This is a genomic window from Streptosporangium sp. NPDC002544 (genome assembly GCF_040295965.1).
Classification (GTDB): Bacteria; Actinomycetota; Actinomycetes; order Streptosporangiales; family Streptosporangiaceae; genus Streptosporangium.
Map to the genome: position 1 here is coordinate 18,203 of NZ_JBEOWJ010000046.1, position 24,513 is coordinate 42,715.

Here is a 24,513-nt window from a genome sequence, read left to right on the forward strand (position 1 = left end):
GCCTGTCTGTCGAGAACTGGAGCACTAGGGTTGCTCACGGGTCAGGACCTACTTCCTGATCAAGGGCCCGTCACGGTGTTCCAGCACCGGACGGGTCCGCTTTATGAGCCTTGAGGCGGATTTCGAGCCTCTACAGCCCTTCTCCAGATGTGCTCGTCCATGCTCGTACTCACATGAGTGCCTATGAGCATGGCCGTCTATCTTCTTCGCATGATCGAGTTCGAGCGTGATCGGCCGATATGGATCCAGGTCGCCGAGACCCTCACCGAGAGAATCGAACGCGGCCAGTACCTGCCGCGCCACCTGATCCCCTCTGAGGTGCAGATGGTGCAGGAGTTCGGTATCGCCCGGGGCACGGCCAGGAAGGTGGTCGCCTACCTCCGGGAACAGGGGGTGGTCTACACCGTCCCGCAGATCGGATCGTTCGTCAGCCCGGCGAGGACACCCGCTGAGGAGAAGGACTGAGTCCGTCATGACTTTCCTGGACAGATGGAACCGCCACACGGATCGATCCACAAGTGTCATGGCACCCTCACCCTGAGTTAACGAGCCGGACCGCAGGCAACCAACGATGACGGCGACGCCACACGGACGCTTCCACCTCGCCATTACTCTTCGTAGCCAAGCAACTTCTTGCAGTGTGGCGTGCAACTTGCATGATCACAAGCGCCTTGTATAAATTTGCTCGGCGCACGACGACCGTGATCAGGCATGCTTGTCGGCATGGCTTCTGCGAGCCCCACCGTTCGACACCGCCGACTTGGCCGTGAGCTGCGAAGACTCCGCGAGAAGGCAAGCCTCACGCTGGAAGAGGTGGCCACTCCGCTCCGCTGGTCCACGGCCAAGCTAAGCCGTATCGAGAACGCCCGGACCATGCCCAGCGGCACGGACGTTGCCGACCTCTGCGATCTGTATGCTGTGGATCCGCCAACGAAGGCTGGACTGATCCAACTCGGCCAGGATGCCGGTCAACGTGGTTGGTGGACCGCCTACAGCGATGTGTTCGCCGGCGCCTACGTTGGCCTGGAGTCCGAGGCAACAACCATCCGCAGCTGGGAACCGCTGCTGATACCAGGTCTTTTGCAGAACGAGGACTACGCCCGTGAACTTATCCGCACGTCTCGTCCGGGACTGGTCGCTACAGAGCTGGAGCGGTATGTGACAGCTCGGATGGCACGCAAAATCAGCCTTCTCAGCTCACAGGCGCCCGCGCTGCATGCACTCATGGACGAATGCGCTCTGCGCCGCCCTGTCGGCTCGCCCGGCATCATGGCCCGCCAACTCGGAGACATTCTTCAGGTCATGGACTGGCCCAACATCACCGTTCAGGTTCTTCCGCTTCGGGTCGGTGCGCACTGTGGCCTGGAGGGCGCTTTCTCTCTGCTGGCATTCGATGCCGAAGATCCAGAGGTGGGCTACACCGGCTGCCCAGGCGGAGACGTCTATGTAGAGGCGACGGATCAGGTGGAGAACCTTAAGCTGACGTTCGAGCGTCTTGCTGGTGTGTGCTTGTCCCCCGAGGAGTCTGCGGCGTTCATTGCTGCGGTAAGGAGTGACCATGTCCCTCTCTGACCTGACTGGCGCCGCATGGCGTAAGAGCAGCTACAGCGGTGGAAGCAGCGACAACTGCGTGGAAGTAGCCATGAACCTGCCCGATATCATCGCCGTCCGCGACAGCAAGGACCCAGCTGGCCCCGCGCTGGCCTTCTCCCCCACAGCCTGGAACAACTTCCTGACAGGCATCCGCAGCGGAGAAATCTGACCCGACCACGAGTGCCGCACGGCCGGAATCGTCTGGGAAACCGCCCAGCCGTGCGGCAACTTACGCTGGCATTCGAGAGCCTCGCCAGCGCAGCCCTGTCCCTCAAGCAGTCTGCGGCGTTTCTTATATGGAAGCTCATCCTCATCGCGAGCCGGCAGCCGGTCAGAGGAAGAAGATCACCAGAATGGTGAGGCCGAGGCTCAATGCCACGAAGCGGAGCGTTCTCGGGCTTCGGCCGGCCTCGCGGCGAGAGGAGAGCACCAGTACGGTGACCACGGCCAGCGCCGTCAGGAGGTGCAAGCCGTACCACCAGGGAGTGGGCAGCTTTTCCAGGACGGTTCCGGTGAACAGGTCGTCGGCGGAGCCGTAGCCTGCCAGACCGCTGAGCAGGACCAGCCCCAGGGCCGCGAGGGCGTAACAGGATCGGCCGAGCAGGATCCAGACGACGGTTCCCAGGACGAGCAGGACCGAGGAGCTGTGGTGCAGTTGCCGGATGAGCAGGCCGCCACGCACCTCGGAGCTGATCTTCAGGATCGAGTCGTAGGCCGCGCTCACGGGGACACCCCGCAGCGGCTCGTAGAAGCCGTTGTAGGGGACCATCTGGTTGCTCGGTGTGTAGAAGAAGGCCAGGAAGCCGCCGGTGAGCAGGATGACGACGAAACAGTAGATCAGCATCTCGCCCACCAGCTGCCGTACTCGCTCCATTCGGCGCATTTCACCACAACGGCTCGGCACTGTCTGGGTTTCTGGTCAATTCCAGGAGTACGACGCCCCTGGCCTTCATCCTCGACCTTTGAGGGGCACGTGCACGCGATGACGGTCCTAGGCGGGCTGCCCATACCCGGCCGCTGCCGTCGGTGGGAGGAGCGGGTCAAGATACAGCGCCCGCAGGCGAAGCCGAGGACGAACGATCTTGACCCGGGACGAGCAGCGGGCGATCATCACAGCGTCGAGGAAAGCATCAGGAACTACGGAGATCCTGATGAACGACGACCTGTTCCTGCGCCATCTCGATGTCGTGGTGCAGCAACTCAGGCGTCGCCGTTGTTTCCACGCAGAGCCGCCGCGAAGCGCCGGCCTGGGCCCGGGTCCACCCCGAAGCGCTGGGCGTAGTGTTCGTGGAGCTCCTCCCACGGCTCGTGCGCCACCTCTTCTGAGATGAACTGGCCGGCGAGATGCGGCCCGAGCCGCCAGAAGTAGGTCTCCCAGCCGGTGGCGGTCTGCGCCGCGGAGTCGAGGTCGCCGATGACGTGGGTAAAGATCAAACGGCAGCCGTCTCCCTCGGCCACCAGCTCGAAGCTGTGCAGTTGGCCGGCGTAGGTCCACGCCAGGCGGCGGGGTGCGTCGACCTCGGTCACCTCCAGGGTCTGGCCGGCGGCCTCGAAGGTCTCACCCTTCGCCGGCGTCCAGTCGACGGCTGCGGGGAACCAGCGCTCCAGCTCTGCGGGCACGCTGACGGCTCGCCACACGCGCTCGATCGGGTAGGCGAGCGTGCGCTCGAAGCGCAGCGCCGGGCGACCGTCGATGGTCTCCAGGGTTCCGTGAATCACGGGTTCTCCTCCAGGTGTTGTTCCAGGGCGTCGAGGCGCCTCGACCAGAACACGCGATAGGGCTCCAGCCACTGGTCGACCTCGGCAAGGGGTTCTGGGCGCAGCGCGTACACACGCTGCTTGCCCTCGATGCGAACCACGACGAGTCCGGCCTCGCGCAATACCTTGAGGTGTTTGGACACGCCGGGCTGGCTGAGGTCAAGGTGTTTCACCAGCTCTCCGGCGGGCCGCTCGCCCTTACGGAGCAGGTCGAGAATCTGCCTGCGATGCGGCTCGGCCAGGGCTGCGTAGGCGCTCACGCGCTCATATTTCCATATGGAAATATGACTCCGCAAGCCAGGGTCGAATCAGCCCTCCGATGGGCCGCCACCAGCCGCTCCGGGTCCAGCCGATCTCTGCGCTGGGCCGCCCCATTGAGTCGATCCAAACGATCGGCCTATGCCCATGCCCCCTAGTCGTCGCTCACCGTCGCCGCCCCGGCCATCAAGCGGCTCATACGGCAGAGGCCTGCAGGGGCCGTCTCTCCCCGCTTTCGACCAGAAGGCAGGACCTCCACCGGCCTCCGAGACCACTCGCGAGACGGTTGCCACTTCCCCTGACCAGCGCTGGACGCTGGGCCACGTCAAGACAGTGATCGGCTGGCTGTTCCATGTCGGCCACAGCGTGCAGGGGTGGCCAAGCTCCTGAAGTGCTATTGGCGGCCCCCTCGGCATGTATCCAGGTAAGGCAGCTCAGGGATGTGGACATCCCACTCGCGGCGGGACAGCGCCCCATCCTCGGCGCAGATCGCCGCAACGGCGGCATTCGGGGCGACGGTGATCTCCAGCAGCCTTCCATCCCGGTGGGAGATGAGCAGCGCCGTCCGGTTGAATGCCACGGTGGCGACGAGGTCGGAGGTGAGCTCGATCCTGGAACCGATCTGCCGGTGCCCGCGCCACTCCCACAGCATGACGTCTTTGTCGGAGATGGAGGCGAACATGCCACCCGGCGGGTAGGGCACGAGAGCGGAGACGGCCATCGTGTGCGCGACCTGCGGCGGGGCGAGTTGCTCGCGCAGTTCCCCGGTCCAGAACGTCACACGACCGGACGTGTCACCGGTCGCGGCCGCGTTCCGCGACAAGATCACCTCTCCCCGAGCGCGGGCGTCGGTCTGGTACGGCGACACCTTCCCGGTGACGAGGTCCAGCAGTGCTCCCTCGGTTCCGGGCAACCGGCGCGCATCGGTGCGGAAGGATCCCTCGCGGGCCAGCAATCGCCGTCCGTCGGGTAGGAAGGTCACGCCCGCGGCGTACATCCCGATGCTCCTGAGCCACGTCCGGCTCCTGACGTCCCACAGTTCGAGTTCTTCGACGTCGTCCTGGCTGTCAGAGAAGGAGCTCACCGCCACGGTCCTTCCGTCGGGGGAGAAGACCAGATCTCGTACTCCATCCGCCGACTGACGCCTCACGGTGAAGTCGCCTATGCGGGCCCTCGTCGCAACGTCCCAAAACGTCACCACGGTCGACTGGGCGTGGATGAGCGCCAGCGTGCGTCCGTCGGGGCTGAACACCGGCGAGTACGGCTCCGCCTCGGGCAGAGATGGATCGTTGAGCTCTGCCTCCGGGGGAGGCGGGTCGTCCGGCCGGATCGCGGCGCCGAGAGGTTTCCGGGTGGCGACGTCCCAGATCTTGATCTTCCAGCCCTCCTGCTTGCCGGTCGCCACGGCCAGGAAGCGGCCGTCGGGGCTGAAGCGCCGCTCGTCATTTCCCGGGGCGAACATGCCGAGCGTGGTGGTGTGCGCTGAGAGATCGTACGTTTGCACCATCCCGAACGGGTCCGCCACTCGGAGGAGGTGCCCGTCGTGGGAGATCCGATGAAGCGGAGCCAGTGTCCCCGGGGGGAGCGAGAGGCTCGCCAGCAGCATGCCATCGGACATGCCCTTGCGTATGCTCCACAGGTTCACCCGATTCTCGATGTCCGTCCCGGTGAGGAAACGGCCGTCGCCGCTGAACTCCAGCCGTTCGGCGGGCGCGTACATGGGCGCCTTGGTCGCCTCCTTGCCGGTCGAGATGTCGAACAGCAGGACGCCGTCCTCGCGGGCGGAGACGGCGAGCAGCCGGCCATCCGGGCTGAACGCGCCGGTGGTGGCATTGGCCGGCAACCAGGGTGCGTCGACGCGTTTGCCACGTACGGGGTCCCACAGCTCAAGGCGACGGGCAGACCGCGAACCACCGGTGGCCGCGGCGTCCGAGTCGGATGTCTCCTCCGCGATCAGGTCCCGAGCCCGGGGAGGGATCACCAACGCGAGCCGGTCGTCCGGACTGATGTGAACGACTTCTTCGGACAGTACCCGGGTGTGCCTCTCGACGTCCCACGTCTCCGTGGCGTCCACTCCCGAGATGGTCAGGAAACGGCCACTGGGGCTGAACCACATGTCGGGCAGGTCCGGATCCTGCCAGGAGATGAGGGGTGAGCCGCTCGGCGCCGGGCCGTGGACCGACCACAGCCACACCCCGGAGAGGTCCGCCACCGCCACGGTGCGCGTTCCGGGTCTGAACGCCAGAGCCAGGACCTCCCGCTCCCAGCGCACGTCGGCGACCTGCTTCTTCCGGGCAAGATCGTGGACGCGAAGGGTGCCCGGCTCGCCCGTCCGGCCGGGAGTGTAGGACGCCAGTTCGGCCCCGTCGGAGCTCAGCGTGTACAGCGACCCCGCGGTGCCATATGGGTCGGTGAAGGCGTCGACCATCGGGCTCGCCATCGAGTCGACCAGCTCTCCCCTGGCCTCGGAGACCGGGGAGATCCGCCACGCCGCGGCGCTCAGCCGGCGGGCCAACCTCGGATCGGTCAGGCGCAGGGTCGCGGCGCGTTGCGCCACCAGCCGGGCCGTCGTCTCCTCCAGCCGCCCCCGGGCGAGGTCGGCCTGCCGTACGGCGCCCACCGACGCGGCCACGGAGATGATCAGCAGCACGGCCAGGGCGGCCACGATGCCGGACCGCAGGCGCGAGGCACGCCGGGCACGGGCCGCGCTCGCCTGGAGGAAGTCGTTCTCCAGGGGCGTGAGATCGTCGCGGTGTTCCGACTCGGCGAGCAGTTTCTCGGCGACGGTCAGGCGCGCACCCCGATACAGGGCGCCGGCGTCGTGGCCGTGCTCGGCCCAGGACGCGGCCGCCTGGGACAGCTGCCGGTGCGCGCGCAGACGATCGCGCCCCTCGTCGACCCAGCCCCGCAGCCGTGGCCACGCCCCGATGAGGGCCTCGTGGGCCACCTCCACGGTGTCCTGATGAAGCGTCAACAGCCGGGCGCCGGCCAGTAGCTCGATGACGAGTCCCGTGTCGACGTCTCCCAGAGGATCCAGTTCCGCGCGGGAGACCGGACGGCGGGTGTCCTCGGCCTGCTCTCCAGGGTTGATCAGCCGGAGCAGGACGCGCCTGGCGATCCTGGCCTGGGCCGGGGAGAGGCGCCCGTACAGCTCCTCGGCGGTGTGACTGGTCGCCCCCTGCACCCTGCCCACGCTCTCGTAGGCATCGAGCGTCAGCATCTTGCCCCGGCGGCGCCGCCAGGTCTCACGCAGCGCGTGCGACATCAGCGGCAGCGCGCCGGGCTCGTCGGCGACGTCAGCGATGATCGCCGCAGTCAGCGCGCGTTCGACCGTGAGGCCGTCGGCCATGGCCGGCCGCACGATCGCCTCCCGCAACTCGTCCCTGGTCATGGCGCCGACCAGCAGGCTGGCGTCGCGCAGGGATTCGGCGAGCTCGCGGTGCTCGCTGCAGCGCCCGTAGAAATCGGCCCGGACGGCTACGATCACCCGCAGTGCGCTCGCCGGACGTCGTGCACCGACGAGCATGTCCACGAACTCCGCACGCTCGCGCCGGTCGCGGCAGAGCGCGAACACCTCCTCGAACTGGTCCACCACCACTACCGGTGATCCGTCGGCGGACTCATCGGCGCGCAGCCGGTCGGCGTGCCGCATCGGGTGGTCGCCCGGGGTGATGACCACCACCTTCGGCGGTGAGAACGACGACGCCCGCAGGGCCGGCACGACCCCGGCCCGCAGCAAGGAGGACTTGCCGCTGCCGGACGGCCCGAAAACCGCCACGAAGCGGCGCAGTTCCAGCAGGTCCACTACTTCCCGAACCAGCCGTTCGCGCCCGAAGAAACGGGCCGCGTCCTCGGCGTCGTAGGAGGCCAGGCCCAGGTAGGACGGCACAGCCCCATCGTCGTCTCGCATTTCACGCGCCAGTTCCGCGGTCACGTCGCGCCAGCGGGTTTCCCATTCCGCCAGGTCGCCACCGCACGCTTCCACGTAGGCGAGGACGATCTGCAGCGAGGCCAGGCGTTCGCCGGCGGCCGCTTGGGACAGGGTGGTGACCGAATAACCCACGCGCCGCGCCATGTCCCGGTAGGTGATGCCACCGGCCTCCTGGCGAAGTTTCCGCAGCGCGTAGGCGAAGCCCGGGACAGGTCCCTCCGCGGGATCCAGCGGTCTTTCGCGACGACCCACTGTTCAGGCGCTCCACCCACTGGACGGCAAAGGGCGCTAGAGAAATTGAAACTACATAATCGTCCGCGCCGGCGCGACTTTCTCGACCGATTTCCCGCGGGGGTGACATCTGGCCGACCTGCCCGGGACGCGACGTCCGACGGGCAAGCCGATGGGCACACGCACGGGTACGCGGGCGCCGCGTCTTGACGCGGGCGGTACCCACCGGGTCCACCTGCCGCCGGTCGGCGAGGTCGTCGATCGCCCCCTCGATCTGTTTGTTTGGGGCTCTGAACAGGGCTGCCAAACAAATAGGCGCCGCATAACTTCGGGCCTCGAAGGCCGTCGGACGACAGCGAGTGCGATACAGGCCCGCGTTTCGCCCGATGGCGCATCGACCGGCAGCAGAGTGCCGCCGGCGAGACCAGAGGAAGGACGGCAAGCATGAACATGCGCCAAAAAGCAGGACTGGCCCTGGCCGCGAGTACCGCGGTCATGACCTTGGCCACTACGGCGCCGGCCCATGCGGCCCCCGTGACGCGCTCCGCGCACGTCATGGTCGTGCAGACGGCATCGGAGAACCTCGCTCCCACGCTGGGAGCGGTCACTCCGGCAACCGTGGCAGCGGCGAAGAAGTTCTCCTGCAGCCGGGTGAAGGGCTGGAAGCAGCGGCTGGCCTGCCACGCCGTGATGAAGGCGGGCGGCGCGTGGGTGTGGTCGAAGCTGGAGAAGGCGGCGAGGGGGGGATGGGCCCGCTACTCCGCAGCGTTCAACGCGCTCCCCAGGGTCTTCAGGGCCTTGCTCTGGAACCACAAGAGGTACTTCTACTGCCTCTTCTCGCCCTGGTGCTGACAGGGTTCCCCAGGCTTAACGGTCCCCGGATCCGCACAGCAAGCCGTTTCCCGTGCCGTCCGCCGAGACGGCACGGGCCCCCGGTGACCGCGCCCGCGGATCGCTGTCCCAAGTCTCAACACCGTTCTCGTAGAGAGAGCCGACACCGGGAGGCAGTCCCCATGCTCAGCACACTGAAAATTTCCACTGCCGTCGTCGTCGCTTCGGCGGCCCTCGCCCTGGCGCCTGCGGGCGCGGCCAACGCGGCACCGGCGACGACCGCCGGTGCGGGGTCGGCGTCCGCGTCCGCGTCGGCCGGCACCGCTCCGTCCTGCGTCAAGCGCCAATTGGTCATTCGTCAGGGAGTCATGCTGACGAACAAGTGCGGCAGGACGATGAGGGTGAAGGTGCTCGTCAAGCGGGGCAAGGACAGCTGGTGTTTCACCATGAAGAACAATCAGCGGAGATTCTGGGCGTTTGTCCCCCAAGCCGCGTTCGCAAAGTACGAAAGGACCGTCACCTGCTGAAAGCGGCTCCTGCCGGGCGCGTGCCCGGCAGGAGCGCTACCCGTCGGTAGACGAGCGGCTCCAGCCCATCACCTGCCCTCGCTGCGCTTTTCACCGCACCCTTCGAACATGACCGGCCCCCAGGCCCGGATGCTCATACACCACATGCGCGGACGCGCCCGGAATCAGCCGGGTGCGGAGGACGCCGGCACGAGCATGAGGTGCTCGTGCCGGCGTACTGGACCGTCTCGACGCGCCGGAAGCCGCATTTCTCCAGCACTCGCACCGAGCCGATGTTCCCGCTGAAGGGGTCGGCGTAGAGCGGGCGGAGCGCCCACCCGGGCACCGATGCCTCAACCCTCGAACTTTTGGTCGAACACACGCCCGATGCATCGAACACGTGCTCCAAAATTTCTGGACCAGAGCTCCGATCGAGGTTACGATCTTGCTGTTCGCTGGCCGTGTCGATCGGCCGGCTCTCCACGCTGACGGGGCGCGAAGACGTCCCATGACTGGACGGGAGATCGCCCTTGAGGCATGCACTGATCGCGTTGGGTATCGGCTTGAGCGTGTTGGGTTCCACCATCGTCGCCGGGCCGGCACAGGCCGCGAGTGTGCTGGTGGTCCCGTTGGCTCCCACGGTGCCGGCGGCTCAGCAGGTCGCGAGCTTCTGGCTCGCCGACGGGGCCGCCAACCTGAAGAACGCCACGCCGTACGCCGTGCAGGCCGCGGTCGCCGGAGAACGCCTGTCCACGGACATCGTCCCGGACGGCCCCCCGGCTTCCATCCCGCCAGTGGAGGGGGCGGTCTCGCCGGAAGCGACCTCGGGCAAGGTGTTCTTCATCGGCAGCGACCTCCAGCCGCACTGGTGCACCGGCACTGCCGTGCAGTCGAAATACCGGAACGTCGTCGCGACGGCAGGTCACTGCCTGCTGGACGTCGAGGCCCCGGCCGGCGCGCTCGCCAAGTGGGTCTTCGTCCCCGGCTACTCCGAGGGCACGACCCCGTTCGGCCTGTACGTCGGGAAGCAGGGCCTCGTTCACCATGACTTCGACGACATCCGGGACTACGACCGCGACCTCGCCTTCGTCAACGTGTACAGCGGTGTCGTCCTCTCCTCTCCGGACGTGCTGACCAATACCGGGAGACTGTCCGACAACGTCGGCGGCCAGGGGGTCGCGTTCAACCAGCCGCTCGCGCCCACGGTCGACGTCTTCGGCTACCCCGCCGGCCCCAACCCCGACGGCAGTCGTCCCTACCCGGGCGAGAGCCTCGAACGGTCGACCGGATCGACGTTCGCGATGAAGGTCACGGGCCTCCCCGCGGACCGGCCCATCGGGGTGGACTCCCCGTTCACCGGTGAAGGCTCTCTCGGCTCCTCGTGGCTGACCCAGTACACGGACGACAGCCGCACCGGCTATCTCAACGGCATCACGATCAGCGTTTCCGACACCGATGGCGACAACCGGTACGACACCGGCGTCTCACCGTACTTCGACGGTGAGTTGCTCACGGTCTACCTGAAGGCCATCAACCTCTGGACCGGCACCATCACCCGCTCCTCCATCACTTAGCCGACTCCCGTTCCCGCCGCGTCCGCCCAGAGGGGCGGGCGCGGTGTCGTGGTCCAACGGGGGAGGCTCACTTCGCTGACCTCCGAGTGAGGCACAAGTACGTTCTGCGATCTTTGGTGGCCGATCCCGAGATCGCAGGAGATTCGCCATGGGGGTTCGTAGCTTCTTCCCGGCCGACCGGATGCGCGGGTGGACGACGCCGTTCCCGCCGTACACGCCCGGAATCAGGTGGGTGAGGGGGAATCGTCCAGCACGAACATGAGGTGCTCGTGCTCGCCGTACCGGACCGTCTCGGTGTGCCGGAAGCCGCATTTCTCCAATAGTCGTACCGAACCGATGTTCCCGCCGAAGGGATCGGCGTAGAGCGGGCGGGTCTTCTCCTCCTGTCGCAGGTAGAGCGTCAGCGCCCGGGTGCCGATGCCCCGGCCCCAGTACCGCCGGCCGAACACGTATCCGATGAAGCGCATGTCCCCCTCCCACCAGGACACGACATTGCCGGCCACCTCGCCGTCCACGGTGACCGTCCGCACCAGGTTCGTGGGGTCTCCCAGGACCCTGGTGGTCCAGTGGGTCATGAAGCGTTCCCGCTCCCGGGGGACGAACTTCGACCGCCGGACCGTCTCGGGGTCGTGCTCGTGCTCGAAGAACAGCTCCAGATCGGCCTCTTCGACATCCCTCAGCCGCACATCGTCGCTCATGCCGAGCGAGTCTGGCACCGGGGTGCGACAATTCCGGCACACCGGGGGCCGTACCGCCGAAAGACCTCGGCGACCGCCCTGAGGTGGGGACGGGTCGGTCAGGGGGCAGGGCCCCGGGACGTCGTCGTCCCGGGGCCCCTGAACCGGTGCCGGCCGTCAGTCGGCCTGCGCCGCCACGGGGGTCGCGACCCCGGGCGTCGCGGATCGTGCCGTTTCCCGTCCGGGCTTGATGACCATGCCGATCACGAACGTGATCACGCAGCAGACCCCCATCAGGGCGAACACCTTGAAGTAGGCCGCCTCGGTTCCGAACGTCGTCCCCGGCACGGTGGCGGAGGCGAGCAGCACGGCCCCGACCGAGGTGGCGACGCCCTGGAAGGCGGTGCGGGTGACGACGTTGACGCCGGTCGCCTCGCTGGTGTTCTCCGCAGGAACCGCCTCGACCACCAGGTTGGGCAGCGCGGTGTAGACGAACGCCGTCGAGATGCCGAGGACGAGGGTGCTCGCGACCAGGCCGACGACGCTCTTGTGCAGCACCGCGAGCATCACGACGCCCGCCACACCGACGGCCGCGCCGATCATCAGTGAGAGCCGGGCCCCCGCGGCCGCCGAGACGCGCCCGCTGACCGGGGTGAGCACGAAGCCGATGATGGAGGTGGAGAAGGCCAACATCCCCGCGACGCTCGGGCTCAGCCCGAGACCCACCGGTGCCGCCTCCGGCGTCTGCATCATCAGGGGGAAGAGGAATCCGCTGATACCGAGCGGACCGAGCGCGAGGACCGCGGTGGCGAGCATCGTCAGGGCGAGCTTGTGCTGGAAGAACAGCCGGATATTGATCATCGGGTCGTCGACCCTGAGCTCCCACCACGCCCAGACCGCGAGTATCGCCAGCCCGACCAGGATGAAACCAAGCGTCCTGGCGTCTCCCCAGCTCCAGCTACGGGACTGGGTGACCCCGAACAGCACCAGCGCGATGGCGGGGGCGAAGAGGACACCACCCACATAGTCGATCTTCTGTACTCGTGCGACGACGGTCGAGGGCCGCAGGGCCAGACAGGCCGCGGCGGCGATGAGCGCCAGGGCGGCGGCGAAGACGAAGATGAGGTGCCAGTCCGCCAGGTCGAGCAGCAGGCCGGAGACGAGGTTGCCCGACGCTCCGGCGATGAGCGCCGCACCCGCGATGACCGCGACCGCGACCGGTACCCGCTTGGCCGGCAGCATCTCGCGGGCGAGGCCGAAGCAGAGCGGCAGGATCGCCCCGGCGGCTCCCTGGATCGCCCGGCCGACGATCACGCCGGTCAGCGTGCCGGTGGAGAGGCTGATCAGCGAACCCACCGCCGAGAGCAGCAGCACGATGATCAGGAGCTTCCGCCGCCCGTAGACGTCACCGAGACGGCCGCACAGCGCGGCGGACGCGGCCGCGACGAGGAGGAACGCCGTCACGCTCCAGCTGACGTCCGCGGCGTTGCTCTGGAACGCCGTGATGAACCGGGGCAGGGCGTTGTAGACCATGGTCGTCTCGAAGGCGCTGACGATCTCGGCGATGAGCAGCACCGTGATGACGACCGGAATCGATCGAGGTGGCAGGTTGGCGGCTGACGTACCGGAGGGTGATGACATTCTTGTTTCTCCTCGCATCCGGGAGCACTGCGGCGGGGGGTGGGGAGTGCGGAGACGAAGGTGAACGGGCACGCCGGCGCTCGGCGGAGCGGGGCGTGCCGGCTCACGTCGCGTACGGCCGTTCCATGCACGCCGGTACGCGATGCCATAGGCACGGACGCCTGTGGCTGGTGAAGGGAGGGCCGCGGGGCCCTGTCCCACCGGTTTCCTATCTTTCGCGGCCGGTCAGGTTTCCTCTTCCGCCTCGCGAGGCTCGCGAGGCTCGCGGGACAGGGGCTAGCTGGCGCGCGGCCGGAAGTAGGGCAGGTGCAGTCCGGGGCTCACCTCGTGGAAGTCGACCTCGACCGGCATCCCGGCGACGATCTCCTCGGGTGCGATTCCGATCAGGTCCGTGACCATCTGGTAGCCCTCGTCCAGGTCGACGATGGCGGGCGCGTAGGGCGGGGTGAAGGCGGCGGTGACCGGCCGGTGCACGACCGTCCAGCTGTAGAGGGTGCCGCGGCCCGAGCTCTCCTCCCAGCCGAGGTCGGTTCCCAGGCACTCGCGGCAGACCTCGACCGGCGGGAAGTTGATCGACCGGCAGGCCGCGCAGCGCTGGAAGGTCAGCGTTCCCTCCGCGCAGCGGTTCCAGAACGGGGCGCTCAGCTCGGTGGGCTCGGCGTGCGGCAGCTCACCGTGCTGGGGAGCCAGGGGTGTGCTCATGATGCCTCCGTGCCGAGCAGAACGACCGAGTTGAACAGGGCTCCGGCTCCGGCGCCGCTGCACAGCGCCACCTCGGCCCCGGGTACCTGCAGCGGTCCCGCCTCGCCGCGGAGCTGCTGGACGCCGCGGATGACGCGCTGGAACATCTGCGGTGACCCGCCCGCGTGGCTGAACGACATCGTTCCTCCGTCCGTGGTGACCGGGTGGCTGCCGGTGATGGCGATGTGCCCGTCCTCGACGAACGGACCGCCCTCGCCCGGCTCGCAGAAGCCGAACGCCTCCAGCTGGCGGATGATCTCGAATGAGAACGGGTCGTACAGTTCGAGGACGTCGACGTCGGAACGTTCCAGGCCGGCGTGCCGGAACGCCCGGTCCGCCGCCCGCCCGCCGATCCGGCCGTTGACCGGGCCGCCGCGACGGCCGGCCAGGTCCCAGCTGGGCGGGAACTGGTAGGCGGGGCCGTAGTAGTCCGCGCCGCCGCCCAGCACGTGGACGGGCTTGGCAGGGATGTCGGCCAGCCGGTCGGCGGCGACCAGGACCAGCGCACACCCGCCCTCGGAGGTCATCGAGCAGTCCAGCAGGTGGAACGGGTCGGCGATCATCCGGGAGGCGAGGATGTCCTCGGGCTTGAACGGGCCGCGCCCGGAGTACACCGCCTCGGGATTGTGGTGACCGTTGTTGCGGATGGTCGCGGCGACCATGGCCAGTTGCTCGGGGGTCGTCCCGTAGGTCGTCATGTGCCGCCGGGCGATCAGGGCGAACTCCGCGGCGGTGAAGAGGCCCCAGGGCGCCACGAACTCGTTCTCCGGCCGGGTCCACGGCGCGGTCGCGTCCCGGTCGACGTACACCCCGGCCGCGGCCGCGACGATGAGGACGACGTCGGCCTGACCTCCCTCGATCGCGTTGGCCGCCTCGACGACGGCGTCGAGGCCGAATCCCCGTCCCTGCCAGGCGGGTCCGAGTCGCAGGTCGTAGATGAGCGCGGAGGAATCTCCCTCCGTGATCACCCCGTCGACGTCGGCGAGCGTGAGCCCGGCGTCGCGCAGGGCGCCCAGGGCGGCCGACGCGATCAGCTTCCGGGTCGTCCAGTTCTCCAGGCGTCGCGCCTGCGGGGTGTTGAACACCCCGGCGATCGCCGCGCGGCCGGCGGTCACCGGCTCATCCTCCGCGCCAGGGTTCCGACTCGTTGTCTCACATGCATGTACAACCACCCCAGGAAGTGATTCCCATCACAGAACTATGGACCTATTAGATTCAGTGTTCCTCACTACGTCAAGGGGTGCGACTGTGCGAACTCCAAGTGATGTTGCACCGATAGTCCGATACCTCCACTCAAAAAACCCGACAGAACCGGTCATACTGCAAAGAAGATCAATTTAGGCAGACCTAACTTTCTCCCGACAAACGGTTCCAATCTTGAGGGTTGACAGGACTAAAGGTCCGAGTTCTACTGGTCGCAATTCGCCACGGACCACGGAGGCCCTGTGAGCATCTCCATGCTTCTCTCCATGGCGGCGGCCGCGTTCGCGGACCGCGTCGCCCTCGGGCGCAGAGCGGACGGCATCACCTTCGCCGGCCTTGAGCGGGACGCGAACGCCGGGGCCACCCTGCTTCGGGAGGGCGCCGCGGGTTCGGTCGCGTTCATCGGCCAGAACTCACCGCTGCTGCCCACCCTGCTGTTCGCCGGCGCCGCCGCCGGACTCCCGCTTGCCCCGCTGAACTATCGGCTGCCTCGCGACGTGCTGCGCGGCCTGCTCGATCGGCTGGACGCACCGGTGGTCATCGCGGACTCCCGGTACGTCGAGATCGCCAGGAGCACCGGGCACCGCGTCATCGCGGCCGAGGAGTGGCTGTCGGCCGCCAGAGCGACCGAGCCGGTGCCCGGCCCCGAGGCCGATCCCGGCTCCGCCGCGGTCCTGCTGTTCACCAGCGGTACCACCGCCGACCCCAAGTGCGTCGTGCTGCGCCACTCCCACCTGCTCTCCTACGTCCTGGGCACGGTGGAGTTCGCCACGGCGGACGAGCGCGACTGCGCCCTGGTCAGTGTCCCGCCGTACCACGTGGCCGGGATCGGCTCAGCCCTGACCAACGTGTACGCGGGCCGCAGGATGGTCTACCTGCCGGACTTCGACCCCGCCTGCTGGCTGGAGCTCGTGCGCTCGGAGAAGGTGACCGGCGCGATGGTCGTGCCCACCATGCTGGCGCGCGTCGTCGAGCATCTCGGCGGAGCGGACGCGGACTGCCCGGCGCTCGCCTCGCTCGCCTACGGTGGCGCGCGCATGCCGCTGCCGGTGCTCGAACAGGCCCTGCGCGCCTTTCCGGAGACCGGATTCGCCAACGCCTACGGCCTGACCGAGACCAGCTCCACCATCGCCGTACTCGGACCCGAGGATCACCGCAAGGCGGTCGAGTCCGACGATCCGCTCCTGCGGGCCCGGCTCGGTTCGGCCGGTCAGGTCGTGCCCGGCATCGAGGCACAGATCCGGGCGGACGACGGATCGGTCCTCGGCCCGGGACTGACCGGCGAGCTGTGGGTCCGCGGCGAGCAGGTGTCCGGGGAGTACCGGGGAGCGGGCTCGGTGCTGGACGCCGACGGCTGGTTCCCCACCCGCGACCTCGCCCGTCTCGACGAGGACGGCTACCTGTTCCTGGGCGGCCGCAACGACGACACCATCATCCGCGGCGGGGAGAACATCGCGCCCGCGGAGGTGGAGGACGCGCTGCTGACCCACCCCGCGGTGGCGGAGGTCGCGGTCGTCGGGGTGCCCGACGACGAGTGGGGCCAGCGACTCGTCGCGGTCGTCGTCCGGCGCGAGAACGCACAGGCCGATGTCGCGGAGCTGCGCGCGCACGTCCGCGGCCTGCTACGCGGCTCCCGGACACCCGACGAGGTCGTCTTCCGCGCCGAGCTTCCCTACACGCCGACCGGAAAGATCATCCGCCGCCATCTCGTCGCCCAGCTCGGCCCGCCCGCGGAGAGCTGAGCCAGTGCCCATCCGACGAGGGCCGATGCCGCGGACGTGTGCCGCGTACCGGTCCCCGAACCTGCGAAGAGCCGCGCGGGTACCCGTTCAACGAAGGAGTCGATCATGAGTACCGAGGCCGTCGGCCTCCGCGCCGGGCTGCGCCTGAAGAGTCAGGTGTGCGCCACCGAGGTCATCGTCGTCCGGCCGGGGACGCGCCCGCTGTCGCTCTGCTGCGGCGGCGCTCCGATGCTCGGACGTGACGCGTCCGGCTCGGCGGAGGTGACACCCGCCGCGGAGCGGATGCGCGGGTCACTGCTCGGCAAGCGCTACACCCACCCCGACGACGACGCCGTCGAGGTGCTGGTGACCGTGGGCGGCGAGGGCTCGCTGTCGGACGGCGAGACCGACCTCGTCCTCAAAGAGGCCAAGCCGCTCCCGGCCAGCGACTGATGGGGCCGACGGACGGCGCCGTCCTCCTCGTCCGCGCCGCGGTCGGAGTGATCTTCATCGTGCACGGTCTCAACCACGCCTTCGGCGGCGGAAAGCTCGCCGGAACGGCCCGCTGGTTCGCGGGCCTGGGCATGCGCCATCCCAGGCTGCAGGCCGTCATGTCGGTCGTGGTGGAGGTGGCGGCGGGCACGGCACTCGCGCTGGGACTGCTGACACCGGTGGCGGCGGGCGCGCTGGTCGGTGTCTCGGTCGTCGCCGGACTCACCGCCCACGCCCGCAACGGCTTCTTCGTGTTCAAGGACGGCTACGAGTACGTACTGCTGCTCGCGGTGACCTGCCTCGCGGTCGCCCTCGCCGGTCCGGGCGGAGCCTCGCTCGACGCGGCGCTGGGAATCGACGCCCTCGCCGACGGGTGGATCCGGCTGGCGGTCGCCCTGCTCGTCGGCGTGGGTGGCTCGGCCGCCCTGCTCCTCGCGACCTGGCGACCGGTACGGGAGCGGGCCTGAGTCCCGCTCCCGTACCGGTCGGCTCCGGCTCGTATCCGAAGCAGGGGTCTGGGCCGCACCCCCCATCCGTCCTGCCCGGCAGGACCAACCAACGGAGGTTGAAATGAACAAGGACGATCTGATCCTGATCAGTGTCGACGACCACATCGCCGAACCCGCGGACATGTTCCACGCCCATGTCCCCGAGAGGTACAAGGACCAGGCTCCTCGGGTGATTCTTGAGGACGACGGGGTCCAGCAGTGGTACTACGGCGACCTGCGCGGCCGGAACATGGGCCTCAACGCGGTGGCCGGCAAGCCGCGCGAGATGTACAACATCGACGCCAGCAGCTACGACGAGATGCGGCCCGGCTGCTTCAACGTCGACGAGCGGGTCCGGGACATGAACGCGGGCGGCCAGCTCGCGGGCCTGAACTTCCCGAACTGGACCGGGTTCTCCGGGCAGGTGCTCAACCAGGGGCCGGACCGCGACCTCAACCTGATCATGATCAAGGCGTACAACGACTGGCACGTCGACGAGTGGTGCGGCGCCCACCCCGGCCGGTTCATCCCGTGCGGCATCCTGCCGCTGTTCGACGTGGAGGAGGCCGCCAAGGAGATCAGGCGGCTGGCCGACAAGGGCTGCCACGCCGTCACGTTCTCGGAGAACCCCGAGGCGCTGAACATGCCCAGCATCCACACCGACTACTGGTACCCGCTGTTCAAGGCGGCCTCGGACAACAACACGGTGCTCTGCTGCCACGTCGGCTCGTCCTCGCGGATGCCGATGATCTCCTCCGACGCGCCGCCGAGCGTGGCGATGTCCATCTCCTCGATGATGAGCACGTACACCCTGCTTGAGCTGATCTGGGCGGAGTTCTGGGGCAAGTTCCCCAACCTGAAGTTCTCCCTCACCGAGGGTGACATCGGCTGGATCCCCTACTTCCTCTGGCGCTCCGAGCACGTGCTCAACCGTCACTCCGGCTGGACCAACGCCACCTTCCCCGAGGGCTACACCGGGCCGACCGACGTGTTCAAGAAGCACCTCTACACCTGCTTCATCACCGACAAGGTCGGCCCCCAGCTGATCGACCACTTCAACGAGAACCACGTGTTCTGGGAGTCGGACTACCCGCACTCGGACAGCAACTGGCCCTTCGCCCCCGAGGACGTCATCGAGACGATGGGCCACCTGCCCGACTCGGTGATCAACAAGATCACCCATGAGAACGCGATGAAGGCCTACTCCTTCGACCCCTTCAAGCACATCCCCAGGGAGCAGGCGACCGCCGGATACCTCCGGTCGCTGGCCACCGACGTCGACGTGGTCACCCATGTCGGCCGCGAGGCCAGCCAGCGCGACCGCGACGCCTGGGCCCGGATGACCCGGTTCGGCCAGGCCCGCACCCGCCAGGACGCCTGACCCCCAGTGATCGGCCGCCCGCCCGTCCCCCTCGGGCGGGCGCCGTATCCCCCCACATCACCACGCGAGGTAGAGATGACGCAGCGCACCCCCTACGCCGGACTCAGAGTCCTGGAGATCTCGGCGGGCATCGCCGCCTCCTACTGCGGCAAGATGTTCGCCGACGCCGGCGCCGAAGTGGTCAAGATCGAGCCACCGGAAGGCGATCCGATGCGCCGGTGGAGCGCGTCGGGCTTCCAGCCCGCCGCCGGCCGGAGCGGCGCGCTGTTCGGCTATCTCAACGCGGGCAAGAAGTCCGTGGTGTCCGGCACCGCGGAACTGTTCTCCGACGTCGATCTCGTCGTCACCGACGGATCGGCGGGCTGGGACGTCGACGCCGTACGCCGGCTGCTGCCACCCGGCTCCGCGACGGTGGTCGTCTCGATCACCCCCTTCGGCCTCGACGGGCCCTACACCGAGACCGACCTGCCGGTCAACGAGTTCGTACTGCAGGCGATGTGCGGGTCCATCGGCGGCCGCGGCTGGCCCGGCGAGATGCCGCTGCAGGCCGGAGGGCGGATCGGCGAGTGGGTGGCCGGCTCCTACGGCGCCGTCGCCGCCGCCGCGGCGCTGCGCCGAAGCAGGCGTACCGGGCAGGGTGATGTCGTCGACGTGTCGACGTTCGAAGCCATGGTCATCACGATGGGCGGCCTGTCCGCGGTCGCGGCCGGCCTCCCCGACGGGGGGCAGGGCCTGCCGCCGAGGAACCTCGAACTGCCCTCGATCGTCCCCACCGCCGACGGCCTGGTCGGGTTCTGTACCATCACCGCCCAGCAGTTCGCCGACTTCCTGGTGCTGATCGACCGGCCCGACCTGGTCGAGGACGCCGACCTGGCCTCCTTCGCCGGCCGCCTGCGGCGGCGGGAGGAGTTCGCCGAGATGGTGGAGAACTGGGCGGCCACCCGTACCACGGCCGAGATCGTGGAGTTCGCCGCCGCGCTGCGCATCCCCGTCGCGCCCATCGGCACCCCGACCACGGTCACCGAGATCGACCACTTCCGCGAGCGCGGCGTCTTCGTCAAGAACGCGAGCGGCCACCCGCAGCCACGGGTTCCCTACCGCAGCGAGGCGTTCGGCACCGTCGACCCCGGCGAGGTGCCGGACCTCGGTATGCACGACGGCCTGGTGAGCTGGCCGGTACGAGACCGGGTCCCGGCGGCCGAGGACGCGGCCGACCCGGCGGCCCGTCCGCTCGCGGGGCTGCGGATCGTGGACTTCACCGCCTTCTGGGCCGGTCCTTCGGCCACCCAGACCCTCGCCGCGCTGGGCGCCGAGGTCATCAAGGTGGAGGGGCTGCGCCGCCCCGACGGGATGCGTTTCTCCGGCGGCCGGCCCCCGACCGTCGACCAGTGGTGGGAGTGGGGCCTGTTCTTCCTCTGCAACAACAGCGACAAGCTCGACCTCACCCTGGAGCTGAGCCTGCCCCGGGCCCGCGAGGTGGCGCTGCGCCTGATCGCCACCGCCGACATGGTCATCGAGAACTTCTCCCCCCGGGTGATGAGCAATCTCGGCCTGGAGTGGGACGCGATCAGGGCGGCCAACCCGCGCGCCACGATGATCCGGATGCCCGCCTTCGGCCTCGACGGGCCGTGGCGCGACCGGGTGGGCTTCGCCCAGACGATGGAGCAGGCCGGCGGCATGGCATGGATGACCGGTCCGGCCGATGGTCCGCCGCTGATCCCCCGCGGCGTGTGCGACCCCCTCGCCGGGCTGCACGCCGCGTTCGCCTCGATCGCCGCCTTCGAGGTCCGCGATGCCACGGGGGCCGGCATGCAGGTCGAGTCGACGATGGTCGAGGCCGCGCTCAACGTCGCGGCCGAGGCACTCCTGGAGGCGAGCGTCAACGGCCGGGAACTGCGACGCGACGGCAACCGCGGTCCGGGCGCCGGCCCGCAGGGGGTCTACCGCTGCGCCGGGGACGACGAGTGGGTGGCCCTGGCCGTACTCGGCGACGAGGCGTGGCCCGCGCTCGCCCGGCTCCTCGGCCGGGACGACCTGGCCGACCGCGCCGACCTCGCCCACGAGCCGGGCCGTCAGGCGGCGGGCGACGAGCTGGACGAGGCGATCGGCTCGTGGAGCGCGCGCGTCGACGTGGGCGACGCGGTGGACCGGCTCCGGGCGGCCGGGGTCGCCGCCGCGCGGGTGAGCCCCGCCGCCGACCTGCTGACCGACGCGCAGCTCACCGCCCGCGGGTTCTGGGAGCCGTCGGCACATCCGACGACCGGGGAGTTCCTGACCGCCGGGCTGCCGTTCCGCCTCGCCAGTGTCACCGAGCCGTGGTTCCACACCCCGGCGCCCCTGCTGGGCCAGCACAACGAGGAGATCCTCACCGGCATCCTCGGGATGAGCGAGGACGAGATCCGGGTCCTGGCCGAGGAGAAGGTGATCGGTACCCGGCCGGCGGGCCTGTGAGCGGGACGCCCGACACGGCAGCCGTCCCGCAAGGGCGGCCCTCGGTGCGCACGCTGCGGATGCACTCCTTCACCAGCGAGTTCAGACGGCTCACCGCGCTCGCCTCGGCCGCCGGAGTCGACCCCGCCGACGTGGTGCTCCCCGCCGAGGGCATCGTACGGGCCGATGACGGGGTGCGACTGCACTACCTGGAGTGGCCCGGCCCGGCCACCGAACCGTTGCTGCTGTTCCTGCACGGAGGCGGGTTGCACGCGCACTCCTTCGACGCTGTCGGGCTGCTGCTGCGGCGGCTCGGCCGCTGCGTCGCGCTCGACCTGCGCGGGCACGGGGAAAGCGACTGGGCGGGGCCCGGCGGTTACGGCACCGACGCCATCGCCGCGGACCTCGACACGGTGATCGCGAGCTTCGGCGCCCGGCGGGTCGTCCTGGTCGGGCACTCGATGGGCGGCATGGCGGCCCTGGTCTGGGCCGCCCGGCGCCCGGCGGTGCTGACCGGGCTGGTCGTGGTCGACGTCGGCCCCGACATCGACGCCGCGGCGGGCCGGTCCGTCAACGAGCTGATCTCCCGGCGCCCGCTCTTCGCCGACCTCGACGAGGCCGACGCCTTCCTCTCCGGCGTGCTGCCGCGTACCCGGGAGGCGGCCACCTCAGGGGTGGCCCAGAACCTGACCTGGACCGACGACGGCCTGCTCACCTGGAAGCACGACACGGCACAGTTCCAGCCGGAGATGGGCAGGATCGCCTCCCCGGACGAACTGCGACGGGCCGCCGCGCGGATCACCTGCCCCACCCTGGTGCTGCGCGGCGAGCGCAGCCGGGTGTTCAGCGACGAAGGGGCGGCGGAACTCGCCGCGCTCATCCCCGGAGCCCACTGGGAACGGATTCCCGACGCCGGGCACACCATCCAGACCAGCAACCCCCGCGGCCTCGCCGACGCGGTGACCCGTTTCCTACGCGATCAAGATGATGAAGGAGCCGAGTGATGGCGATCAGTCTCTGCATTCCGCCGCGGCAGGGGGAGCTGTGCGCGCCCGTCCGGTTCGACCTGACCGGCGAGCACACCTTCCTCGAACTGACCTCGCGGCACCGCGTGACGAAGGTCGAGCAGGACGAGGTGAAGGGCACCGTCGCGGTCTGGGTCGACATCACCGACCCCGAGACCTCCCGGCCCGTCCACGTCCGGTTCAGCGTGCTCCCGCTGGACGCCGCGGTCTCCCCGCGCAGCCGGCTGCTCGGGGAGATCGAGCGTGACGGCGAGCGGCTCGGTGTCTACGGGACGTACCTGGGGGTGGTCTCGGAGGAGAACTGACCGTCCACCGCTCGCGGGAACGCACCGCCGCCACCGACCGCCTCGGCGAGATCGGTGGCTCCGGCGTGCCCGCAGGCGTCTCCGCCGTGTCACTCGTCGGGCAGGTCCTCCGGTGGCGCGTCGTGCTGGCGCAGGCGGCGCCGGAGCAGGCCCTTCGGGCGGGTGACCTTCAGCTCCGGATGGTCGGGGTCGTAGTCGGCGATGCGATCGCGCAGCTGGCGCACGTTGCCGTACTCGAAGTGGGCGGCGCGCAGCAGGTAGTCGCCGATCGCGGTCCCGTACTGGACACGCTCCTCCTCGTCGAGGCCGAGCTCGTGGCTGCGCCTCTTGCCCCAGACGAGGTCCTTGATCTGCTCCTCCAGCTGCTCCAGCCGGTCATCGAGGATCTTGACGAGCTCGTAGGGCTCGGTGAACCTGCCGAGGTAGACCCGGAGCAGCGCGGGGTTCTTCAGCATCACCGGCTCGTCGACCGGCGGGCTTGAGACCCACTGCCGGAGCACTTCCTCACCGCGCTCCGTGGTCTGGTACAGGGTGCTCCGCCTGACCCTGCCGATCGTCACCTCGCGCTCGGTCACCAGCCCCAGGTCCCCCAGTCTCCGCAGCTCCCGGCGGATGTGGCTGATGGCGGGGGACCAGTAGAACCAGCGCAGCGTGTAGTCGCACCGGACCTTGATCTCGGCGGCGGACAGCTCCTCGTCGAGGATCGACAGGACGCCCAGAACCGTGTAGGCGGTGGCGGGGAGCGGTGCACCGATCTCTACCTCGGGCTCGTCGTCCACAGGCTCAAGTCTAGTGGCGGGCGCGGCGCCGACGGCACGTCCGTCCCGTCACCCACTGACCTGTCCCCCGGATGGGGGATCTGTCGCTCCACCCGGGCGCGATGTGTCGGAGCGGCCAGGTGTTGGTCGTCAACCAACCCCTTCTTCCCTGGCCGGCAGGGGACAGGCCGGCACCCGCCGGGTCGCGATGATCAGGTGCACGACGTTCTGGGGCTGCTCCTGCCTGAAAGCCTGCAGGTCGGGGCCGTCGCGGACGGACACCAGGTAGCAGCCCGAGCGTGGGCCTATCGTCACCGTGGCGTCGCGCCTGCCCTGGGAGTCGATCACGACCAGTTCGGGCGGATGCCGCTTTGTCCACGAGCGGGGAGCGGATAGTCCGGGCCAGGTGGGAGCGTCCGTACGGTCGGCGAAACCCAGGCTGATCGTGTGATGGCGGTGGGCGCGGATTCCCCGCTCGACCAGGAGTCGCTGAACGACCGCCAGCGCCCGGTCGTGCCGGTTCGCCGTCGCCTCGTCGATCATTTCCCGATATCCAGCCCGTACCGCACGCCGTGTCACCCGTCCTCCAAGGTCGGAATCATCGGATTCGGATGGCGAGAAGCGCGATGCTCACCATCATCGCGACCTTACGGAACATGACCACCTGCAGTGTTCACAGTTTCCCGTGAACAATTCTCCCGGGTAAATCTAGAAGGCCATTCGACTTTCCAGGCCGCGTAACCGCTCGGGGACGGTGCGGTAATAGGTGCCGAGCTGCCTGACGATCTCTCTCGCCGTAGGGTGGAATCGTGTCATCTGGGGGGCGATTCGCTCGGCGTTGAGAACTCGGCTGAGTGCTCTGTCGTGATCCCTGAGCCACAGATGTGCCCTGGACATGTCTATCTCGTGATGTGCCCTACGTTCGGCGTACAACCTGGCAGGCGGGATGAAACCCGAGTCCAGGCGAAT

General features: G+C 68.8%; 23 protein-coding genes. 13 read left to right on the forward strand and 10 right to left on the reverse strand.

The genetic code is table 11. The annotated features are described in order from the left end of the window. Positions 1-210 precede the first annotated feature (210 nt). The 3 genes from ABT061_RS42960 (at position 211) to ABT061_RS42970 (ending at position 1,762) form a co-directional block, all read left to right on the forward strand. Complete coding sequence (locus ABT061_RS42960) at positions 211-465, forward strand: GntR family transcriptional regulator (RefSeq protein WP_350929185.1); 255 nt, start codon at positions 211-213, stop codon at positions 463-465. Positions 466-723: 258 nt separating this feature from the next. Continuing rightward, the gene (locus tag ABT061_RS42965) at positions 724-1,572 is read left to right on the forward strand and encodes a helix-turn-helix domain-containing protein (RefSeq protein ID WP_350929187.1); all 849 of its coding nucleotides are present in this window, start codon (positions 724-726) and stop codon (positions 1,570-1,572) included. Further along, entirely contained in the window at positions 1,559-1,762 is a 204-nt protein-coding gene (locus tag ABT061_RS42970) for a DUF397 domain-containing protein (protein ID WP_350929190.1), read from the forward strand. The genes ABT061_RS42965 and ABT061_RS42970 overlap by 14 nt, the downstream gene beginning before the upstream one ends. Before the next feature lie 162 nt (positions 1,763-1,924). Here ABT061_RS42970 and ABT061_RS42975 read toward each other — a convergent pair whose 3' ends face one another. The 4 genes from ABT061_RS42975 to ABT061_RS42990 all read right to left on the reverse strand — a co-directional run bounded on the left by ABT061_RS42975 (position 1,925) and on the right by ABT061_RS42990 (position 7,792). Continuing rightward, positions 1,925-2,467: a hypothetical protein gene (locus tag ABT061_RS42975; protein ID WP_350929192.1), complete on the reverse strand. Its 543-nt coding sequence runs from the start codon at positions 2,465-2,467 to the stop codon at positions 1,925-1,927. A gap of 326 nt (positions 2,468-2,793) precedes the next feature. Continuing rightward, positions 2,794-3,312, reverse strand: coding sequence for an SRPBCC domain-containing protein (locus ABT061_RS42980; protein ID WP_350929194.1), 519 nt, complete (start codon positions 3,310-3,312; stop codon positions 2,794-2,796). Further along, entirely contained in the window at positions 3,309-3,611 is a 303-nt protein-coding gene (locus ABT061_RS42985) for an ArsR/SmtB family transcription factor (protein WP_350929196.1), read from the reverse strand. Before ABT061_RS42985 ends, ABT061_RS42980 begins: the two co-directional genes overlap by 4 nt. A gap of 392 nt (positions 3,612-4,003) precedes the next feature. Further along, positions 4,004-7,792 carry an nSTAND1 domain-containing NTPase gene (locus ABT061_RS42990; protein WP_350929198.1) on the reverse strand — a complete coding sequence of 1,263 codons (3,789 nt, stop codon included), beginning with the start codon at positions 7,790-7,792 and terminating at the stop codon, positions 4,004-4,006. Positions 7,793-8,215: 423 nt separating this feature from the next. Here ABT061_RS42990 and ABT061_RS42995 point away from each other — a divergent pair, with 423 nt between their 5' ends. From ABT061_RS42995 to ABT061_RS43005, 3 genes are all read left to right on the forward strand, one after another. Beyond that, a complete protein-coding gene (locus ABT061_RS42995; protein WP_350929200.1) occupies positions 8,216-8,623 on the forward strand; it encodes a hypothetical protein in 408 nt (135 codons plus the stop codon). Positions 8,624-8,784: 161 nt separating this feature from the next. Next, positions 8,785-9,129 carry an alpha-amylase inhibitor gene (locus ABT061_RS43000; protein WP_350929202.1) on the forward strand — a complete coding sequence of 115 codons (345 nt, stop codon included), beginning with the start codon at positions 8,785-8,787 and terminating at the stop codon, positions 9,127-9,129. 548 nt (positions 9,130-9,677) lie between these two features. After that, positions 9,678-10,682: a trypsin-like serine peptidase gene (locus ABT061_RS43005; RefSeq protein WP_350929292.1), complete on the forward strand. Its 1,005-nt coding sequence runs from the start codon at positions 9,678-9,680 to the stop codon at positions 10,680-10,682. A 224-nt stretch (positions 10,683-10,906) separates the two neighbouring features. Here ABT061_RS43005 and ABT061_RS43010 read toward each other — a convergent pair whose 3' ends face one another. From ABT061_RS43010 to ABT061_RS43025, 4 genes are all read right to left on the reverse strand, one after another. After that, positions 10,907-11,380 carry a GNAT family N-acetyltransferase gene (locus tag ABT061_RS43010; protein WP_350929204.1) on the reverse strand — a complete coding sequence of 158 codons (474 nt, stop codon included), beginning with the start codon at positions 11,378-11,380 and terminating at the stop codon, positions 10,907-10,909. A gap of 156 nt (positions 11,381-11,536) precedes the next feature. Further along, positions 11,537-13,000, reverse strand: a complete 1,464-nt coding sequence (locus ABT061_RS43015) for an MFS transporter (RefSeq protein WP_350929206.1) — start codon at positions 12,998-13,000, stop codon at positions 11,537-11,539. A 276-nt stretch (positions 13,001-13,276) separates the two neighbouring features. Further along, a complete protein-coding gene (locus ABT061_RS43020) occupies positions 13,277-13,702 on the reverse strand; it encodes a Zn-ribbon domain-containing OB-fold protein (RefSeq protein ID WP_350929208.1) in 426 nt (141 codons plus the stop codon). Continuing rightward, the gene (locus ABT061_RS43025; protein ID WP_350929211.1) at positions 13,699-14,856 is read right to left on the reverse strand and encodes a thiolase family protein; all 1,158 of its coding nucleotides are present in this window, start codon (positions 14,854-14,856) and stop codon (positions 13,699-13,701) included. Before ABT061_RS43025 ends, ABT061_RS43020 begins: the two co-directional genes overlap by 4 nt. A gap of 330 nt (positions 14,857-15,186) precedes the next feature. Between ABT061_RS43025 and ABT061_RS43030 the strand changes: the two genes are divergently transcribed. From ABT061_RS43030 to ABT061_RS43060, 7 genes are all read left to right on the forward strand, one after another. Beyond that, positions 15,187-16,686: a class I adenylate-forming enzyme family protein gene (locus ABT061_RS43030; RefSeq protein ID WP_350929213.1), complete on the forward strand. Its 1,500-nt coding sequence runs from the start codon at positions 15,187-15,189 to the stop codon at positions 16,684-16,686. A gap of 105 nt (positions 16,687-16,791) precedes the next feature. After that, on the forward strand, positions 16,792-17,118 hold the full coding sequence (locus ABT061_RS43035) for a hypothetical protein (protein WP_350929215.1): 327 nt from the start codon (positions 16,792-16,794) through the stop codon (positions 17,116-17,118). Then, positions 17,118-17,624 carry a DoxX family protein gene (locus tag ABT061_RS43040; protein ID WP_350929217.1) on the forward strand — a complete coding sequence of 169 codons (507 nt, stop codon included), beginning with the start codon at positions 17,118-17,120 and terminating at the stop codon, positions 17,622-17,624. The genes ABT061_RS43035 and ABT061_RS43040 overlap by 1 nt, the downstream gene beginning before the upstream one ends. A gap of 103 nt (positions 17,625-17,727) precedes the next feature. Beyond that, positions 17,728-19,026: an amidohydrolase family protein gene (locus ABT061_RS43045; RefSeq protein ID WP_350929219.1), complete on the forward strand. Its 1,299-nt coding sequence runs from the start codon at positions 17,728-17,730 to the stop codon at positions 19,024-19,026. 75 nt (positions 19,027-19,101) lie between these two features. Further along, positions 19,102-21,477, forward strand: a complete 2,376-nt coding sequence (locus tag ABT061_RS43050; RefSeq protein ID WP_350929221.1) for a CaiB/BaiF CoA-transferase family protein — start codon at positions 19,102-19,104, stop codon at positions 21,475-21,477. Between the two features lie 44 nt (positions 21,478-21,521). Further along, positions 21,522-22,460 carry an alpha/beta fold hydrolase gene (locus ABT061_RS43055; protein ID WP_350929224.1) on the forward strand — a complete coding sequence of 313 codons (939 nt, stop codon included), beginning with the start codon at positions 21,522-21,524 and terminating at the stop codon, positions 22,458-22,460. Beyond that, positions 22,460-22,786, forward strand: a complete 327-nt coding sequence (locus ABT061_RS43060) for a hypothetical protein (RefSeq protein ID WP_350929226.1) — start codon at positions 22,460-22,462, stop codon at positions 22,784-22,786. Before ABT061_RS43055 ends, ABT061_RS43060 begins: the two co-directional genes overlap by 1 nt. An 89-nt stretch (positions 22,787-22,875) precedes the next feature. On the opposite strand, the gene ABT061_RS43065 is transcribed toward ABT061_RS43060, so the two are convergent. Further along, positions 22,876-23,565, reverse strand: coding sequence for a hypothetical protein (locus ABT061_RS43065; RefSeq protein ID WP_350929228.1), 690 nt, complete (start codon positions 23,563-23,565; stop codon positions 22,876-22,878). Between the two features lie 129 nt (positions 23,566-23,694). Next, complete coding sequence (locus ABT061_RS43070) at positions 23,695-24,123, reverse strand: hypothetical protein (RefSeq protein WP_350929230.1); 429 nt, start codon at positions 24,121-24,123, stop codon at positions 23,695-23,697. Positions 24,124-24,513: the final 390 nt, after the last annotated feature.

Bases quoted from the DNA above. Each gene is read 5' to 3' on its own strand.
- ABT061_RS43040 (WP_350929217.1), top strand. From the start codon at position 17,118: ATGGGGCCGACGGACGGCGCCGTCCTCCTCGTCCGCGCCGCGGTCGGA.
- ABT061_RS43050 (WP_350929221.1), top strand. From the start codon at position 19,102: ATGACGCAGCGCACCCCCTACGCCGGACTCAGAGTCCTGGAGATCTCG.
- ABT061_RS43000 (WP_350929202.1), top strand. From the start codon at position 8,785: ATGCTCAGCACACTGAAAATTTCCACTGCCGTCGTCGTCGCTTCGGCG.
- ABT061_RS42965 (WP_350929187.1), top strand. From the start codon at position 724: ATGGCTTCTGCGAGCCCCACCGTTCGACACCGCCGACTTGGCCGTGAG.
- ABT061_RS43020 (WP_350929208.1), bottom strand. From the start codon at position 13,702: ATGAGCACACCCCTGGCTCCCCAGCACGGTGAGCTGCCGCACGCCGAG.
- ABT061_RS43045 (WP_350929219.1), top strand. From the start codon at position 17,728: ATGAACAAGGACGATCTGATCCTGATCAGTGTCGACGACCACATCGCC.
- ABT061_RS42960 (WP_350929185.1), top strand. From the start codon at position 211: ATGATCGAGTTCGAGCGTGATCGGCCGATATGGATCCAGGTCGCCGAG.
- ABT061_RS42975 (WP_350929192.1), bottom strand. From the start codon at position 2,467: ATGGAGCGAGTACGGCAGCTGGTGGGCGAGATGCTGATCTACTGTTTC.
- ABT061_RS43035 (WP_350929215.1), top strand. From the start codon at position 16,792: ATGAGTACCGAGGCCGTCGGCCTCCGCGCCGGGCTGCGCCTGAAGAGT.
- ABT061_RS43010 (WP_350929204.1), bottom strand. From the start codon at position 11,380: ATGAGCGACGATGTGCGGCTGAGGGATGTCGAAGAGGCCGATCTGGAG.
- ABT061_RS43060 (WP_350929226.1), top strand. From the start codon at position 22,460: ATGGCGATCAGTCTCTGCATTCCGCCGCGGCAGGGGGAGCTGTGCGCG.
- ABT061_RS42970 (WP_350929190.1), top strand. From the start codon at position 1,559: ATGTCCCTCTCTGACCTGACTGGCGCCGCATGGCGTAAGAGCAGCTAC.
- ABT061_RS43015 (WP_350929206.1), bottom strand. From the start codon at position 13,000: ATGTCATCACCCTCCGGTACGTCAGCCGCCAACCTGCCACCTCGATCG.
- ABT061_RS42995 (WP_350929200.1), top strand. From the start codon at position 8,216: ATGAACATGCGCCAAAAAGCAGGACTGGCCCTGGCCGCGAGTACCGCG.